The 15,660-nt window shown below is 58.0% G+C and carries 15 protein-coding genes and 1 pseudogene; 12 read left to right on the top strand and 4 right to left on the bottom strand.

The window, feature by feature from the left end; genetic code table 11:
- Positions 1–289 precede the first annotated feature (289 nt).
- A complete protein-coding gene (gene panM / locus M2416_RS23310; protein ID WP_076946167.1) occupies positions 290–673 on the bottom strand; it encodes an aspartate 1-decarboxylase autocleavage activator PanM in 384 nt (127 codons plus the stop codon).
- Positions 674–1,094: 421 nt separating this feature from the next.
- On the opposite strand from panM, the gene livK reads away from it, so the two are divergent.
- The 6 genes from livK to ugpB all read left to right on the top strand — a co-directional run bounded on the left by livK (position 1,095) and on the right by ugpB (position 7,621).
- On the top strand, positions 1,095–2,204 hold the full coding sequence (gene livK / locus M2416_RS23315; protein ID WP_259227105.1) for a high-affinity branched-chain amino acid ABC transporter substrate-binding protein LivK: 1,110 nt from the start codon (positions 1,095–1,097) through the stop codon (positions 2,202–2,204).
- A 154-nt stretch (positions 2,205–2,358) separates the two neighbouring features.
- On the top strand, positions 2,359–3,285 hold the full coding sequence (livH, locus tag M2416_RS23320) for a high-affinity branched-chain amino acid ABC transporter permease LivH (RefSeq protein ID WP_041143050.1): 927 nt from the start codon (positions 2,359–2,361) through the stop codon (positions 3,283–3,285).
- A complete protein-coding gene (gene livM / locus M2416_RS23325) occupies positions 3,282–4,559 on the top strand; it encodes a branched chain amino acid ABC transporter permease LivM (RefSeq protein ID WP_076946166.1) in 1,278 nt (425 codons plus the stop codon). Before livH ends, livM begins: the two co-directional genes overlap by 4 nt.
- On the top strand, positions 4,556–5,323 hold the full coding sequence (gene livG, locus M2416_RS23330) for a high-affinity branched-chain amino acid ABC transporter ATP-binding protein LivG (protein WP_045854001.1): 768 nt from the start codon (positions 4,556–4,558) through the stop codon (positions 5,321–5,323). Before livM ends, livG begins: the two co-directional genes overlap by 4 nt.
- A 2-nt stretch (positions 5,324–5,325) precedes the next feature.
- Positions 5,326–6,039: a high-affinity branched-chain amino acid ABC transporter ATP-binding protein LivF gene (gene livF, locus M2416_RS23335; protein ID WP_004868545.1), complete on the top strand. Its 714-nt coding sequence runs from the start codon at positions 5,326–5,328 to the stop codon at positions 6,037–6,039.
- Positions 6,040–6,304: 265 nt separating this feature from the next.
- Positions 6,305–7,621, top strand: a complete 1,317-nt coding sequence (gene ugpB / locus M2416_RS23340) for a sn-glycerol-3-phosphate ABC transporter substrate-binding protein UgpB (RefSeq protein ID WP_041143047.1) — start codon at positions 6,305–6,307, stop codon at positions 7,619–7,621.
- Here ugpB and M2416_RS23345 read toward each other — a convergent pair.
- Positions 7,562–7,762, bottom strand: coding sequence for a hypothetical protein (locus M2416_RS23345; RefSeq protein WP_259227113.1), 201 nt, complete (start codon positions 7,760–7,762; stop codon positions 7,562–7,564). The two genes, ugpB and M2416_RS23345, sit on opposite strands and share 60 nt — an antisense overlap.
- Here M2416_RS23345 and ugpA point away from each other — a divergent pair.
- From ugpA to ugpQ, 4 genes are all read left to right on the top strand, one after another.
- Positions 7,761–8,648, top strand: a complete 888-nt coding sequence (gene ugpA / locus M2416_RS23350) for a sn-glycerol-3-phosphate ABC transporter permease UgpA (RefSeq protein WP_076946328.1) — start codon at positions 7,761–7,763, stop codon at positions 8,646–8,648. The two genes, M2416_RS23345 and ugpA, sit on opposite strands and share 2 nt — an antisense overlap.
- Positions 8,645–9,490, top strand: a complete 846-nt coding sequence (gene ugpE / locus M2416_RS23355; RefSeq protein ID WP_259227115.1) for a sn-glycerol-3-phosphate ABC transporter permease UgpE — start codon at positions 8,645–8,647, stop codon at positions 9,488–9,490. The genes ugpA and ugpE overlap by 4 nt, the downstream gene beginning before the upstream one ends.
- Before the next feature lie 269 nt (positions 9,491–9,759).
- Positions 9,760–10,830, top strand: coding sequence for a sn-glycerol-3-phosphate import ATP-binding protein UgpC (locus M2416_RS23360; RefSeq protein ID WP_076946165.1), 1,071 nt, complete (start codon positions 9,760–9,762; stop codon positions 10,828–10,830).
- Positions 10,827–11,567 carry a glycerophosphodiester phosphodiesterase gene (gene ugpQ / locus M2416_RS23365; RefSeq protein ID WP_076946164.1) on the top strand — a complete coding sequence of 247 codons (741 nt, stop codon included), beginning with the start codon at positions 10,827–10,829 and terminating at the stop codon, positions 11,565–11,567. The genes M2416_RS23360 and ugpQ overlap by 4 nt, the downstream gene beginning before the upstream one ends.
- Positions 11,568–11,585: 18 nt before the next feature.
- Here the strand turns inward: ugpQ and M2416_RS23370 are convergent, their stop codons facing one another.
- Entirely contained in the window at positions 11,586–11,909 is a 324-nt protein-coding gene (locus tag M2416_RS23370) for a DUF2756 family protein (RefSeq protein ID WP_259227117.1), read from the bottom strand.
- A 268-nt stretch (positions 11,910–12,177) separates the two neighbouring features.
- Between M2416_RS23370 and ggt the strand changes: the two are divergent.
- Positions 12,178–13,709 (top strand): annotated as a pseudogene (gene ggt, locus M2416_RS23375) (gamma-glutamyltransferase).
- A 44-nt stretch (positions 13,710–13,753) separates the two neighbouring features.
- On the opposite strand, the gene yhhY reads toward ggt, so the two are convergent.
- Positions 13,754–14,233, bottom strand: coding sequence for an N-acetyltransferase (gene yhhY / locus M2416_RS23380; RefSeq protein ID WP_259227269.1), 480 nt, complete (start codon positions 14,231–14,233; stop codon positions 13,754–13,756).
- A 358-nt stretch (positions 14,234–14,591) separates the two neighbouring features.
- Here yhhY and M2416_RS23385 point away from each other — a divergent pair, with 358 nt between their 5' ends.
- Entirely contained in the window at positions 14,592–15,629 is a 1,038-nt protein-coding gene (locus tag M2416_RS23385; RefSeq protein ID WP_259227118.1) for an oxidoreductase, read from the top strand.
- Positions 15,630–15,660 lie beyond the last annotated feature (31 nt).

Consider the following 15,660-nt stretch of genomic DNA (forward strand, 5'->3'; position numbering starts at 1 on the left):
GAAAAGAGGGGGTTATTGGTTAAATACGGCGTGATTCTGGCCGGGTAAAGTAGAAGTTCTCGGTTAAATAAATGGCCCCTTTTAGGCCGGGAAAAACAGAGATTATGGGTTAAATAAACGGTCGCTTTGCGGCCGGGAAAAGCAGGGGATTATTGGTTAAATACGGCGTGATTGTGGTCGGAGAAAGCGGTCGTTCCCGGCGAAATAAATGTCATGCTGGACAAACTGAAGTCACCGTAGCCCGGATAAGGCGCGATGCGCCGTCATCCGGGGTTTTCCCGCTTCGTTTTTAATGCTTTTGCCAACCGCCGTCCTGGGTGCTGAAGCCCAGAGCCCGCATAAACGCTGACATAACGCGCTGGTCTTCAATACCGGTATCCGCCATCCGCCAGCGACCGATTTCTGGATTTCTTTGCAGCACCTCTTCCACCAGATACTGCCCGACGCCGCGACGGCGGGTGACTTCTCGCACGCACAGCGCGCTCAGCTCGCCCTCTGCACCGTCTAAAGTCACGCAAACGGCGGCCAGCAGGCGCTCGTTAAAGCGGGCGGCGTAAATAGCGTGACTTTCATCCACGGAGATCCCGGCCAGATCGCGTGACGGCCAGATTTTCCCTAAATCGATGCGATCCTGATCGCTGAAGTGCGTTAAACGAATAATGGTCAGTTTCATGCGCGGCAAGTCCAGTCAAAACGGATGCGTCAGTGTACCTAAAATGACTGTCCGGCGGAGCGCTGTTTTTTGCGCATTCATCAGGCGATTCGTTTTCCTGGTGAATGCAGGGTAGCGCAATACGTTATGGATCGAAAAATAAGCAGAGTTTTAACCTAAAGTGCAGCGTTTTATTCCGCCATAAGTATCGTTATTTTATGCTGAAAACGGGACTTTTTTTGTTTATCTTCGCGTGAATACAGAATATTATCTTTGCTTAATCGCCTGAAAAATAGAGATTTTAATCTGGTTTCCGGCAAAAAACTGCGCTAAACCATTAAAGATCATGGTAAAAGTAGCGTTGTTTAATAAAAGCACAGAATGCTTTTTAACCATAAAAATACAAAATATTTACACCACATCACGAACGGGGTTCTGGAGCATGAAAAGGAACGCGAAAACAATCATTGCGGGAGTAGTCGCACTGACCATGTCGCACGCGGTAATCGCCAAAGAGATAAAAGTCGCCGTCGTTGGTGCGATGTCTGGTCCGGTAGCGCAATGGGGCGACATGGAGTTCAACGGCGCGCGTCAGGCAATTAAAGACATTAACGCGCAGGGCGGAATTAAGGGCGATAAGCTGGTCGGCGTGGAGTATGACGACGCCTGCGACCCTAAACAGGCCGTCGCGGTGGCGAACAAAATCGTTAACGAAGGGATTAAATACGTTATCGGCCACCTCTGCTCCTCCTCAACCCAGCCGGCCTCCGATATCTACGAAGATGAAGGTATTCTGATGATCTCTCCGGGAGCCACCAACCCCGAGCTGACCCAGCGCGGCTACCAGTACATCATGCGTACCGCCGGCCTCGACTCCTCGCAGGGGCCGACCGCCGCAAAATATATTCTGGAAACGGTGAAACCGCAGCGTATTGCTATCATTCATGACAAGCAGCAGTACGGTGAAGGCCTGGCGCGTTCGGTCCAGGAGAGCCTGAAAAAAGGTAACGCCAACATCGTCTTCTTCGACGGGATCACCGCTGGTGAGAAAGACTTCTCGGCGCTGCTTTCTCGCCTGCAGAAAGAGAATATTGATTTCGTTTACTACGGTGGCTATTACCCGGAAATGGGCCAGATGCTGCGTCAGGCGCGGGCTAACGGGCTGAAAACCGTCTTTATGGGTCCTGAGGGCGTGGGCAATGCTTCGCTGTCCAATATCGCAGGCGCCGCGGCAGAAGGCATGCTGGTGACAATGCCGAAACGCTATGACCAGGATCCGGCAAACAGCGCTATCGTAGACGCGCTGAAAGCAGAGAAAAAAGATCCGAGCGGGCCGTATGTCTGGATTACCTACGCCGCCGTGCAGTCCTTAGCGCAGGCGATGGACAGAAGCAGCAGCCAGGAGCCGCTGGACTTAATCAAAGATCTGAAAGCTCACGGTGCGAAAACCGTGATTGGGCCGCTGAATTGGGACGAAAAAGGCGATTTGAAGGGATTTGAGTTTGGTGTCTTCCAGTGGCATGCGGATGGGTCATCCTCGGCTGCAAAATAAGACAACCCCTCGTCATGGTTCGAGCCGCAGATGCGTCGACGACGTTTCCGCTCCGGGGCTTCCGGGAAGGGAACAGTTTGCCGTCCGTCCGCCGCTCGAATCGTTGCGAGTGGGATTCAACATCCCGCCTTGCCGGGTTTAGAAAGGTTACCTTATGTCCGAGCAGTTTCTCTACTTTCTGCAGCAGATGTTTAACGGCGTCACGCTGGGCAGTACCTATGCGCTGATCGCCATCGGTTACACGATGGTATACGGCATTATTGGCATGATTAACTTCGCCCACGGCGAGGTGTATATGATAGGGAGCTACGTCTCCTTCATGATCATTGCCGCGCTGATGATGATGGGCATCGATACCAGCTGGCTGCTGGTCGCCGCCGGATTCGTCGGGGCTATCATTATTGCCAGCGCCTATGGCTGGAGTATTGAACGCGTGGCCTACCGGCCGGTGCGCAGCTCCAAGCGCCTGATTGCGCTGATTTCCGCCATCGGGATGTCAATCTTCCTGCAAAACTACGTCAGCCTGACGGAAGGGTCGCGCGACGTGGCGCTGCCGAGCCTGTTTAACGGCCAGTGGACGGTGGGCAGCAGCGAAAACTTCTCCGCCACGATCACCACCATGCAGCTGGTTATTTGGATCGTCACTTTTGTGGCGATGCTGGCGCTGACGCTGTTTATCCGCTATTCGCGCATGGGTCGCGCCTGCCGCGCCTGTGCGGAAGACCTGAAAATGGCCAGCCTGCTGGGGATTAACACCGATCGCGTTATTGCCCTGACCTTTGTTATCGGCGCCGCGATGGCAGCGGTCGCCGGGGTACTGCTCGGTCAGTTCTACGGCGTTATCAACCCCTATATTGGCTTTATGGCCGGGATGAAAGCCTTTACCGCAGCGGTCCTGGGCGGCATCGGCAGTATTCCTGGCGCGATGATCGGCGGCCTGATTTTGGGTATCGCCGAAGCGCTCTCCTCCGCCTATCTCAGCACCGAATATAAAGACGTGGTCTCCTTTGCGCTGCTGATTCTGGTGCTGTTAGTGATGCCTACCGGTATCCTCGGTCGCCCGGAGGTTGAGAAAGTATGAAACCGATGCATATTGCAATGGCGCTGCTGTCCGCGGTGATGTTCTTTATTCTGGCCGGCGTCTTTATGGGCGTGCAGCTGGAACTGGACGGCACCAAACTGGTGGTAGATACCGCGGCGGATATCCGCTGGCAGTGGATCTTCATCGGCACGGCGGTGGTCTTCCTCTTCCAGCTGATGCGCCCGCTGTTCCAGAAAGCCCTGAAAAACGTCTCCGGGCCGAAGTTTATTCTGCCGGCCATCGACGGGTCGACGGTAAAGCAGAAGCTGTTCCTGGTGGCGCTGCTGGTTATCGCCGTCGCGTGGCCGTTTATGGTGTCGCGCGGCACGGTGGATATCGCCACTCTGACCATGATTTACATCATTCTCGGCCTGGGGCTGAACGTGGTGGTGGGGCTGTCCGGCCTGCTGGTGCTGGGCTACGGCGGCTTCTACGCTATCGGCGCCTACACCTTCGCGCTGCTGAACCACTATTACGGCCTCGGCTTCTGGACCTGCCTGCCGCTGGCGGGGCTGGTTTCGGCCGCTGCGGGCTTCCTGCTGGGCTTCCCGGTGCTGCGCCTGCGCGGTGACTATCTGGCGATTGTGACCCTCGGCTTCGGCGAAATTGTGCGTATTTTACTGCTCAATAACACCGAAGTGACCGGCGGCCCGAACGGCATCAGCCAGATCCCTAAGCCGACGCTGTTTGGCCTCGAGTTTAGCCGCAGCGCGCGCGAAGGTGGATGGGATACCTTCAGCAACTTCTTTGGCGTCAAGTACGATCCCAGCGATAGGGTTATTTTCCTCTACCTGGTGGCGCTGCTGCTGGTGGTCTTCTCGCTGTTCGTGATTAACCGCCTGCTGCGCATGCCGCTGGGCCGCGCGTGGGAAGCGCTGCGTGAAGATGAGATTGCCTGTCGTTCTCTGGGCCTCAATCCGACGCGCATCAAGCTCACCGCCTTTACCATCAGCGCCGCGTTTGCCGGCTTTGCCGGGACGCTGTTCGCCGCACGCCAGGGCTTCGTTAGCCCGGAGTCCTTTACCTTCGCCGAGTCGGCCTTCGTGCTGGCCATCGTCGTGCTGGGCGGGATGGGTTCGCAGTTTGCGGTGATTCTGGCCGCTATTTTGCTGGTGGTCTCGCGCGAGCTGATGCGTGATTTCAACGAATACAGCATGCTGATGCTGGGTGGCCTGATGGTACTGATGATGATCTGGCGTCCGCAGGGTCTGCTGCCGATGACGCGCCCGCAGCTGAAGCTGAAAAAAGGTCAGGCTAAAGGAGAGCAGGCATGAGTCAGCCATTATTATCCGTAAGCGGCCTGATGATGCGCTTTGGCGGCCTGCTGGCGGTCAACAACGTGTCGCTGGAGCTGCGCCCGCAGGAAATTGTTTCGCTGATCGGCCCTAACGGCGCCGGGAAGACCACGGTCTTTAACTGCCTCACCGGTTTCTATAAGCCGACCGGCGGTTCGATTATGCTGCGTGACCAGCACCTGGAAGGGCTGCCGGGCCAGCAGATTGCCCGCATGGGCGTCGTGCGTACCTTCCAGCACGTGCGCCTGTTCCGTGAAATGACGGTGATTGAAAACCTGCTGGTAGCGCAGCATCAGCAGCTGAAAACCGGCGTCTTCTCCGGGCTGCTGAAAACGCCGACCTTCCGTCGCGCGCAGAGCGAAGCGCTGGATCGCGCCGCCACCTGGCTCGAGCGTATCGGCCTGCTGGAGCAGGCTAACCGCCAGGCCAGCAACCTCGCCTACGGCGACCAGCGGCGGCTGGAGATCGCCCGCTGCATGGTGACGCAGCCGGAAATCCTGATGCTGGACGAACCGGCGGCGGGCCTGAACCCCAAAGAGACCAAGGAGCTCGACGAGCTGATCGCCGAGCTGCGCAGTCATCACAACACCACCATTCTGCTGATTGAGCATGATATGAAGCTGGTGATGGGCATTTCCGATCGCATTTACGTGGTAAACCAGGGCACGCCGCTGGCCAACGGAACGCCGGAAGAGATCCGCAATAACCCGGACGTGATCCGCGCATACCTTGGTGAGGCATAAGCATGGAAAAAGTGATGTTATCTTTTGACAACGTAAGCGCCCACTACGGCAAGATCCAGGCGCTGCATAACGTCAGCCTGCATATCAATCAGGGAGAGATTGTGACCCTGATTGGCGCCAACGGCGCGGGTAAAACCACGCTGCTCGGCACCCTGTGCGGCGACCCGCGCGCCAGCAGCGGAAAGGTGGTGTTTGACGGTAAGGATATTACCGACTGGCAGACCGCGAAAATCATGCGCGAAGCGGTGGCGATTGTTCCGGAAGGGCGTCGCGTCTTCTCGCGGATGACGGTCGAAGAGAACCTCGCGATGGGCGGCTTTTTTGCCGACCGTGACCAGTTCCAGACTCGCATTAAGTGGGTGTACGAGCTGTTCCCGCGTCTGCTTGAGCGTCGTATTCAGCGCGCGGGCACCATGTCCGGCGGCGAACAGCAGATGCTGGCGATTGGCCGCGCGCTGATGAGCCAGCCGCGCCTGCTGCTGCTGGATGAACCTTCTCTGGGCCTGGCGCCGATTATCATCCAGCAGATTTTCAACACCATCGAACAGCTGCGCGAGCAGGGGATGACCATATTCCTTGTGGAGCAGAACGCCAACCAGGCGCTGAAGCTTGCCGATCGCGGCTACGTGCTCGAGAACGGCCACGTGGTGCTTGAGGATACCGGCGACGCGCTGCTGGCTAACGAAGCGGTGCGTAGCGCCTATCTGGGAGGGTAATCCCACGCCTTTCGCGCTTATTCCCGGCCACCCGGCCGGGATATCCCTCAGCCAGAACGCCGCCGGCCGGCAATCATCCCCTTGACGTGTCGCAGCTCCCACTTTCCTGTCTCCGATCTTTCATCGTCTTGCCATCTCCCTGACGTCTTACTATCTTTTTTTTGTAATAAAAGAGTTATTTTTCTGTAATTCGAGCATGTCATGTTACCCCCGCGAACATCAAACGCGTGAAATCGCGCATCTGGAACAACAAGAGAGATAACCGATGATATCGTTACGACATACGGCTTTAGGACTGGCGCTTAGCCTGGCATTTGCCGGCCAGGCCCTCGCAGTAACTACCATCCCGTTCTGGCACTCAATGGAAGGGGAGCTGGGTAAAGAAGTTGATTCTCTGGCGCAGCGTTTCAACGCCGCCAATCCGGATTACAAAATTACGCCGGTCTACAAAGGTAACTACGAGCAGAGCCTGAGCGCCGGTATCGCCGCGTTTCGTACCGGCAACGCCCCGGCGCTGCTGCAGGTTTATGAAGTCGGCACCGCGACGATGATGGCGTCAAAAGCCATCAAGCCGGTGTATCAGGTCTTCACCGATGCGGGCATTAAGTTTGATGAATCGCAGTTTGTGCCGACCGTTTCCGGCTACTACACCGACTCTAAAACCGGCCACCTCCTCTCCCAGCCTTTTAACAGCTCCACCCCGGTGCTGTACTACAACAAAGACGCCTTCAAAAAAGCCGGCTTAGATCCGGAGCAGCCGCCGAAAACCTGGCAGGATCTGGCCGCCTATACCGCGAAGCTGAAGGCCGCCGGAATGAAGTGCGGCTACGCCAGCGGCTGGCAGGGCTGGATTCAGATTGAGAACTTCAGCGCCTGGCACGGCCTGCCGGTCGCCACCAAAAATAACGGCTTCGACGGCACCGATGCGGTTCTGGAGTTCAACAAGCCGGAGCAGGTGAAGCATATTGCCATGCTGGAAGCGATGAACAAGAAGGGCGACTTCAGCTACTTCGGGCGTAAAGATGAGTCCACCGAGAAGTTCTATAACGGTGACTGCGCGATTACTACCGCCTCCTCCGGTTCGCTTGCCGATATCCGCCAGTACGCCAAATTCAACTATGGCGTCGGGATGATGCCGTACGATGCCGACGTTAAGGGCGCGCCGCAGAACGCCATTATCGGCGGGGCGAGCCTGTGGGTGATGCAGGGTAAAGATAAAGAGACCTACACCGGGGTAGCGAAATTCCTCGAGTTCCTCACAAAACCGGAAATCGCTGCGGAATGGCACCAGAAAACCGGCTATCTGCCGATCACTACCGCCGCCTACGATCTGACCCGTCAGCAGGGCTTCTATGATAAGAACCCCGGCGCCGATATCGCCACTCGTCAGATGCTGAACAAGCCGCCGCTGCCGTTCACCAAAGGCCTGCGCCTGGGCAATATGCCGCAGATCCGCACCGTGGTGGATGAGGAGCTGGAAAGCGTTTGGACCGGCAAGAAAACCCCGCAGCAGGCGCTGGATTCAGCGGTTGAGCGCGGTAACCAGCTGCTGCGTCGCTTCGAGCAGTCGACTAAGTCGTAACGTATTGATGCCGATTGATTCAGGGCAGTAGGTCGAACGGACGTCCCCCGGTAGCGCCTTGCTTACCGGGGGATATTCGCCTTTGGCGATCGCCGATAGCAGCGAATCACTGGGCATCATCGAGCAAAAGAGTAACCTCATGTCATCAACCCGTCCGGTATTCCGCTCGCGCTGGCTGCCCTATCTGCTGGTTGCGCCGCAGCTGATTATCACCATTATTTTCTTTATCTGGCCCGCGGGCGAGGCGCTGTGGTATTCGCTGCAAAGCGTCGACCCGTTTGGCCTCTCCAGCCAGTTCGTCGGCATGGATAACTTCATTACCCTGTTCCACGACCCGTACTATCTGGACTCATTCTGGACCACCATCAAGTTCAGTTCGATGGTGACGTTCAGCGGCCTGATCGTCTCGCTGTTTTTCGCCGCGCTGGTCGACTACGTAGTGCGCGGTAGCCGCTTCTATCAAACGCTGATGCTGCTGCCCTACGCCGTCGCGCCCGCGGTCGCCGCGGTGCTGTGGATTTTCCTCTTTAACCCAGGACGCGGGCTGATAACCCATTTCCTCGGCGAGATGGGCTATGACTGGAACCACGCGCAGAACAGCGGACAGGCGATGTTCCTCGTGGTGTTTGCTTCGGTATGGAAGCAGATTAGCTACAACTTCCTGTTCTTCTTCGCCGCGCTGCAGTCGATCCCGCGCTCGCTGGTGGAGGCCGCGGCGATTGACGGGGCCGGCCCGGTCCGCCGCTTCTTCAAGCTGGCGCTGCCGCTGATTGCGCCGGTGAGCTTCTTCCTGCTGGTCGTCAACCTGGTTTACGCCTTCTTCGATACCTTCCCGGTTATCGATGCCGCCACCGCCGGCGGCCCGGTCCAGGCGACGACGACGCTGATTTATAAGATCTATCGCGAAGGCTTTGCCGGGCTCGATCTCTCCGCTTCCGCCGCGCAGTCGGTGGTGCTGATGATGCTGGTGATTGTGCTGACGGTGGTTCAGTTCCGCTATGTTGAACGTAAGGTGCGCTACCAATGATTGAGAACCGTCCCGGGCTGACGATTTTCAGCCACACCATGCTGATTGTGGGAATTGCCGTCATTCTGTTTCCGCTGTACGTCGCCTTTGTCGCGGCCACGCTGGACAACAAGGCGGTCTTTGAGACGCCGATGACGCTGATCCCCGGCGGCCACCTTTTGGAAAATATGGCCATCATCTGGAAACAGGGCGTGGGGGCCAACAGCGCGCCGTTCTGGCTGATGATGCTCAACAGTTTCATCATGGCGTTCAGCATTACGGTGGGCAAAATCGCGGTGTCGATGCTGTCGGCGTTCGCCATCGTCTGGTTCCGCTTCCCGCTGCGTAACCTGTTCTTCTGGATGATCTTTATCACCCTGATGCTGCCGGTTGAGGTGCGAATTTTCCCGACGGTAGAGGTGATTGCCAACCTGAAGATGCTCGATAGCTACGCCGGCCTGACGCTGCCGCTGATGGCCTCGGCAACCGCCACCTTCCTGTTCCGCCAGTTCTTTATGACCCTGCCGGATGAGCTGATTGAAGCGGCGCGCATCGACGGCGCTTCGCCGATGCGCTTTTTCCGCGACATCGTGCTGCCGCTGTCGAAAACCAATCTCGCGGCGCTGTTCGTTATCACCTTTATCTACGGCTGGAACCAGTATTTATGGCCGCTGCTGATCGTCCAGGACGTCAATCTTGGCACCGCAGTCGCCGGTATTAAAGGCATGATCGCCACCGGCGAGGGCACCACGCAGTGGAATCAGGTGATGGCGGCAATGCTGCTGACGCTGATCCCGCCGGTTGTTATCGTTTTAGCCATGCAGCGCGCGTTTGTGCGCGGTTTAGTGGACAGTGAGAAGTAGGTTGTATCCCTTGATTGTTCGTGGCGTCGACGCTGAGCCGAAACCGCGTAATCAAGGCGGAGGATGATGGACATAGTGGGCCTATGTCCAAATCCGACAACGCAGAGTACGCGGTTTCGGCACGCGTCCCGAAGGGCTGGGGCCATTTTTGCCCGGTACCGCGTTACTCGCGTCTTATTTGGGCCCACCAAACTGCGACGCTTGCGCCTTGCCCCGAGCAAAAATAGCCGCCAGCGACGTTCATGAACAATCAAGGGATACAACCTTTTATGGCAGGACTTAAATTACAGGCAGTAACCAAAAGCTGGGATGGCAAAACCCAGATTATTCAGCCGCTGACGCTCGACGTGGCGGACGGGGAGTTTATCGTGATGGTCGGGCCTTCCGGCTGCGGCAAATCGACCCTGCTGCGGATGGTAGCCGGGCTTGAGCGCGTGACCAGCGGCGATATCTGGATTAACCGCCAGCGCGTTACCGAGATGGAGCCGAAGGATCGCGGCATTGCGATGGTGTTCCAGAACTACGCCCTCTACCCGCATATGAGCGTGGAGGAGAATATGGCCTGGGGGCTGAAAATTCGCGGGATGGGTAAAAGCCTGATTGACGAGCGGGTGCAGGAAGCGGCGCGCATTCTGGAGCTCGACGGCCTGCTCAAGCGCCGCCCGCGCGAGCTCTCCGGCGGCCAGCGCCAGCGCGTGGCGATGGGCCGCGCCATCGTTCGCGATCCGGCGGTATTCCTGTTTGATGAACCGCTGTCGAACCTTGACGCCAAGCTGCGCGTGCAGATGCGCCTGGAGCTCCAGCAGCTGCACCGGCGGCTGAAAACCACCTCGCTGTACGTCACCCACGACCAGGTTGAGGCGATGACCCTCGCTCAGCGGGTGATGGTGATGAATAAAGGCGTTGCCGAGCAGATTGGCACGCCGGTGGAGGTGTACGAAAAGCCGGCCAGCCGCTTTGTGGCGAGCTTTATCGGCAGCCCGGCGATGAACCTGCTCGACGGGCGCATCAGCGACGACGGCAGCCGTTTTGAACTGGAGGGCGGCCTGCATCTGCCGATCAATAGCGAGCATCGTCGCCACGCCGGGCGTAAGATGACCCTCGGCATCCGTCCGGAACATTTTGCCGCAGGCCCCGAGACGGAAGGCGGCGTACCGCTAGTGATGGATACGCTGGAAATTTTAGGTGCCGATAACCTCGCCCACGGGCGCTGGGGCGCGCAGAAGCTGGTCGTCAGGCTGCCGCATCAGCAGCGTCCGGCGGCGGGCAGCACGCTGTGGCTGCATCTGCCGCAGGATCATCTGCACCTCTTTGATGGTGAAACAGGACAACGCGCATGAGTTACTGGCCTTACCCCCATATCGTCGCCCATCGCGGCGGCGGAAAGCTGGCGCCGGAGAATACCCTCGCCGCTATTGATACCGGCGCTCGCTTTGGTCATACCATGATCGAGTTCGACGCCAAGCTGTCGAAAGACGGGCAGATCTTTTTGCTGCATGACGATAATCTCGAACGCACCAGCAACGGCTGGGGCGTGGCGGGTGAGCTGGCGTGGCATGAGCTGCTGAACGTCGATGCGGGAAGCTGGTACGGCCGCGAATTTAAAGGCGAGCCGCTGCCGCTGCTCTCCGCCGTGGCGGAGCGCTGCCGGCAGCTGAACATGATGGCCAATATCGAAATTAAGCCGACCACCGGCAGCGGGCCGCTGACCGGTAGGGTGGTGGCCTTAGCGGCCCGCGAGCTGTGGCAGGGCATGACCGCGCCGCTGCTGTCATCGTTTGAAATTGACGCCCTGGAAGCGGCGCAGCAGGCGGCGCCCGAGCTGCCGCGCGGGCTGCTGCTGGACGAGTGGCGTGAGGACTGGCGTGAGCTGACCGCCCGGCTGGGCTGCGTGTCGATTCACCTGAACCATAAGCTGCTTGATGAGGCGCGGGTGGCGAGCCTGAAGGCCGCAGGTCTGCATATTCTGGTATATACCGTCAATAAACCCCAGCGTGCCGCCGAGCTGCTGCGCTGGGGCGTAGACAGCATCTGTACCGATGCGATAGACGTCATCGGCCCCAACTTCCAGCCCTAATCTGCCGACAGGCGGCCTTTACGGGGTTGTCTGTCGCTGCAGCATGCCACCGTTACTATTCGGCAGCACCTGCTGCTGAGAATTCACCTTCCCGCCCTGCAATGCGCGCTGCTGGTTGTTGTTCAGCTGCGTTTGAAGATGCTGCTGCTGAGCGCGCGTCTGGTTCTGCATATCCTGCTTCAGCATGCTCTGATGCTGCTGCTGCTGGACCTGCATCTGGTTTTGCATCCGCTGCTGGCTGGGGACGACGTACCCCGGCTGGTTGGGATTGTTGGTGGTATTAAGCGGCTGTGCCAGGGCGGTCAACGGCATCAGCACCGCCAGAAATAGTATTGCCTTCATTGTTCTCTCCTCCCGTGCGTGGGATCACTTAAGTGTACCTCCTTTCCGGCATAACAATGATTTTTTAGGACTTATCAACCAGGCTTATGCAGGGACAAAAAACAGATTCAGGAGTATGGCAATGATAACAACACTATTCTGGCGTCAGGCGGTCATCGCTTTGCTGCTGGCGGGCGGGAGCTTTACCGTCGCCGCCAGCCCCGCCCCGCCTCCCGTATCCTACGGGGTTGAAGAGGACGTCTTTCATCCGGTTCGCGCCCAGCAGGGGATGGTGGCGTCGGTTGATGCCCTGGCTACCCGCGTCGGCGTGGATATTTTGCGCCAGGGTGGAAACGCCGTCGATGCGGCGGTGGCCGTGGGCTATGCGCTGGCGGTCACGCACCCGCAGGCGGGCAATATTGGCGGCGGCGGCTTTATGATGCTGCGTACCAAAGACGGTAAAACGACGGCCATCGACTTCCGCGAAATGGCGCCGGAACAGGCGACCCGGGATATGTTCCTCGATGACCAGGGCAACCCGGACAGCAAGAAGTCGCTGACCTCGCATCTCGCCTCCGGCACGCCGGGCAGCGTGGCCGGCTTCTCGCTGGCGCTGGAAAAATACGGCACCATGCCGCTGAACAAGGTGATTCGCCCGGCCATCAAGCTGGCGGAAGAGGGCTTCACGGTCAACGATGCGCTGGCGGACGACCTGAAAACCTACGGCAGCGAGGTGATCCCGAATCACGCCAACAGCCGGGGAAAAGCCTGGAGCTGATCGCCGAGCACGGCCCGGACGCGTTTTATAAAGGGGCGATTGCCGACCAGATCGCCGATGAGATGCAAAAAAACGGCGGCCTGATCACCAAAGCAGACCTGGCGAACTACCGGGCGGTGGAGCGCACGCCGATAAGCGGCGACTATCGCGGCTACCAGGTGTTCTCAATGCCGCCGCCTTCCTCCGGGGGGATCCACATCGTGCAGATCCTCAATATCCTTGAAAACTTCGATATGCATAAGTTCGGCTTCGGCAGCGCGGACGCCATGCAGGTGATGGCGGAAGCGGAGAAGCACGCCTATGCCGATCGCTCCGAGTACCTCGGCGACCCGGATTTCGTTAAGGTTCCGTGGCAGGCGCTCACCAGCAAGGCCTACGCCAAATCGATAGCCGAGCAGATCGATATCAACAAAGCGAAACCCTCCAGCCAGATCCGTCCGGGCAAGCTGGCGCCTTACGAGAGCAACCAGACCACCCACTTCTCGGTGGTGGATAAGGACGGCAACGCGGTGGCGGTGACCTACACGCTGAACACCGTTTTTGGTACCGGCATTGTGGCGGGGAACTCCGGGATCTTAATGAACAACCAGATGGATGATTTCTCGGCGAAGCCCGGCGTGCCTAACGTCTATGGGCTGGTAGGCGGTGACGCCAACGCCGTCGGGCCGAAAAAACGCCCGCTGTCGTCAATGTCGCCGACGATTGTGGTGAAGGACGGTAAAACCTGGCTGGTCACCGGCAGCCCGGGCGGCAGCCGGATTATCACGACGGTGCTGCAAATGGTGGTGAACTCGATCGATTTTGGGATGAACGTAGCGGAAGCCACCAACGCACCGCGCTTCCATCATCAGTGGCTACCCGATGAGCTGCGGGTCGAGAAGGGCTTTAGCCCGGATACCCTGAAGCTGCTGACGGAAAGAGGGCAGAAAGTAGCGGTGAAAGAGGCGATGGGCAGCACGCAAAGTATTATGGTCGGCCCGGACGGCACGCTGTACGGCGCGTCTGACCCGCGTTCACCGGGGGATTTAACCGCCGGATACTAGGCTATTTTCAACCCTCTCCCCGAGCGGGAGAGGGTGGGGAAGGGCTACTCCTTCAGGCGGGCCATAAAGAGGGCATCGACGTATTCGCCGTTGCGCAGCGCAAACTTACGGCCGGTCCCCTCAACGCTAAAGCCGTATTTGCGATAGACGGCAACGGCGGAGGCGTTATCAGCGAAGACCGTTAATTCAATGCGTTCGACGCGCAGCCAGTTATCGCACAGGTTTATCATCTCGCGCATCAGGGCGCTGCCGACGCCGCGTCCGTGGAAGGATGCCGCCACGCTCATCCCGAAGGTTGCGACGTGGCTACGGCGCGGGCGGGATTCAACGCTCAGCATCAGGTGGCCGACGACCTGCTCATCGATGCTGGCGACCAGGTGGTGGCTGTTTGGCCGGGGCTGTAGCCGCTCCTGCCACATTTCCATTGCCGGATGAGGTAGCTGTAGCGTGTCGTGATAGACCTCCGGGTGTGCAGTCAGCTGACGTAACGGTTCTGCATCGCGCGGTTCGGCGTGGCGTATCACTATCTCACTCATTCCTCTTCTCCTTAGTGCCTGCGTATCAGGCTTTATCTGCTCGTTGAGTCCCTTTCAACATCCCTGACTTTAAAAAAGGCGTCAACGGCTATTTTTTGCAAAAAGAAGTAGACAAGTGCGAATGAGAATGATTATTATTGTCCTGCATTCAGGGGGACCCTTGCGGAAAGCCTGAAAGCACGACATTGCTCACATTGCTTCCAGTATTACTTTAGCCAGCCAGGTGCTGGCTTTTTTTTTGCTTTTTTTACCGGTCATTTTCCGCCATCGCCAGTGGGTTAAGGGTTAAGTTCGTCGCCGGGGTGCGCTATGGTTAGCAGCAGAAACCTCAACTAAGGACTGCGTTATGACTCTGCACTGCGCATTTATTGGATTCGGTAAAAGCACCACCCGCTACCATCTTCCTTACGTTCTGCACCGCAAAGACCGCTGGCACGTGGCGTATATCTATCGCCGTAGCGCGAAGCCGGAAGAGCAGGCCCCGCAGTACTCGCATATTCACTTCACCAGCGATCTCGATGAGGTACTTAACGATCCTCAGGTCAGGCTGGTGATTGTCTGCACCCACGCCGACAGCCACTTTGACTACGCGAAGCGCGCGCTGGAAGCGGGCAAGAACGTGCTGGTGGAAAAACCCTTCACCCCGACGCTGGCGGAAGCGAAAGCGCTGTTTGCGCTGGCAAAAAGCAAGGGGCTGACGGTAACGCCGTACCAGAACCGCCGCTTTGACTCCTGCTTCCTGACCGCTAAGAAGGCGATTGAAAGCGGTAAGCTGGGCGAGATCGTTGAAATTGAAAGCCACTTCGACCTCTATCGTCCGACGGCGGAAACGCAGCCCGGACTCGCGCAGGATGGCACCTTTTATGGCCTTGGCGTGCATACGCTGGATCAGATAATTTCCCTGTTCGGCCGCCCGGATCGCGTGGCGTACGACATCCGCAGCCTGCGTAATAAGGCCAACCCGGATGATACCTTCGAGGCCCAGTTGTTCTACGGCGACCTGAAGGCGATTGTTAAAACCAGCTATCTGGTGAAGCTGGCGTATCCGAAATTTATCGTTCACGGCCATAAAGGGTCGTTTATCAAATACGGCATCGACCAACAGGAAACCAGCCTGAAGGCGAATATCATGCCGGGCGAGCCGGGCTTTGCGGCAGACGAGAGCATCGGCCTGCTGGAGTACGTGGATGATAGCGGCGCGAGCGTGCGCGAAGAGCTGCGGGTGGAGCCCGGCGACTACGGACGGGTGTATGATTCGCTCTACGAGACTTTGGTAAACGGGGCTGAGAATTACGTCAAGGAATCTGACGTTCTCACCAATATGGAGATCCTCGAACGCGGCTTCATGCAGCCATCGCCAGCCACGATAACCCTCGATAAATAAGCTTCCTGAGCTCCTCTGCTCTTATTCATAT

This window comes from Klebsiella sp. BIGb0132 (assembly GCF_024810075.1).
GTDB classification, from domain to species: domain Bacteria; phylum Pseudomonadota; class Gammaproteobacteria; order Enterobacterales; family Enterobacteriaceae; genus Klebsiella; species Klebsiella terrigena.

Bases quoted from the DNA above. Each gene is read 5' to 3' on its own strand.
- livF (WP_004868545.1), top strand. From the start codon at position 5,326: ATGGAAAAAGTGATGTTATCTTTTGACAACGTAAGCGCCCACTACGGC.
- livG (WP_045854001.1), top strand. From the start codon at position 4,556: ATGAGTCAGCCATTATTATCCGTAAGCGGCCTGATGATGCGCTTTGGC.
- ugpB (WP_041143047.1), top strand. From the start codon at position 6,305: ATGATATCGTTACGACATACGGCTTTAGGACTGGCGCTTAGCCTGGCA.
- M2416_RS23360 (WP_076946165.1), top strand. From the start codon at position 9,760: ATGGCAGGACTTAAATTACAGGCAGTAACCAAAAGCTGGGATGGCAAA.
- M2416_RS23370 (WP_259227117.1), bottom strand. From the start codon at position 11,909: ATGAAGGCAATACTATTTCTGGCGGTGCTGATGCCGTTGACCGCCCTG.
- M2416_RS23385 (WP_259227118.1), top strand. From the start codon at position 14,592: ATGACTCTGCACTGCGCATTTATTGGATTCGGTAAAAGCACCACCCGC.
- livH (WP_041143050.1), top strand. From the start codon at position 2,359: ATGTCCGAGCAGTTTCTCTACTTTCTGCAGCAGATGTTTAACGGCGTC.
- livK (WP_259227105.1), top strand. From the start codon at position 1,095: ATGAAAAGGAACGCGAAAACAATCATTGCGGGAGTAGTCGCACTGACC.
- livM (WP_076946166.1), top strand. From the start codon at position 3,282: ATGAAACCGATGCATATTGCAATGGCGCTGCTGTCCGCGGTGATGTTC.
- M2416_RS23345 (WP_259227113.1), bottom strand. From the start codon at position 7,762: ATGAGGTTACTCTTTTGCTCGATGATGCCCAGTGATTCGCTGCTATCG.
- ugpE (WP_259227115.1), top strand. From the start codon at position 8,645: ATGATTGAGAACCGTCCCGGGCTGACGATTTTCAGCCACACCATGCTG.
- panM (WP_076946167.1), bottom strand. From the start codon at position 673: ATGAAACTGACCATTATTCGTTTAACGCACTTCAGCGATCAGGATCGC.
- ugpQ (WP_076946164.1), top strand. From the start codon at position 10,827: ATGAGTTACTGGCCTTACCCCCATATCGTCGCCCATCGCGGCGGCGGA.
- ugpA (WP_076946328.1), top strand. From the start codon at position 7,761: ATGTCATCAACCCGTCCGGTATTCCGCTCGCGCTGGCTGCCCTATCTG.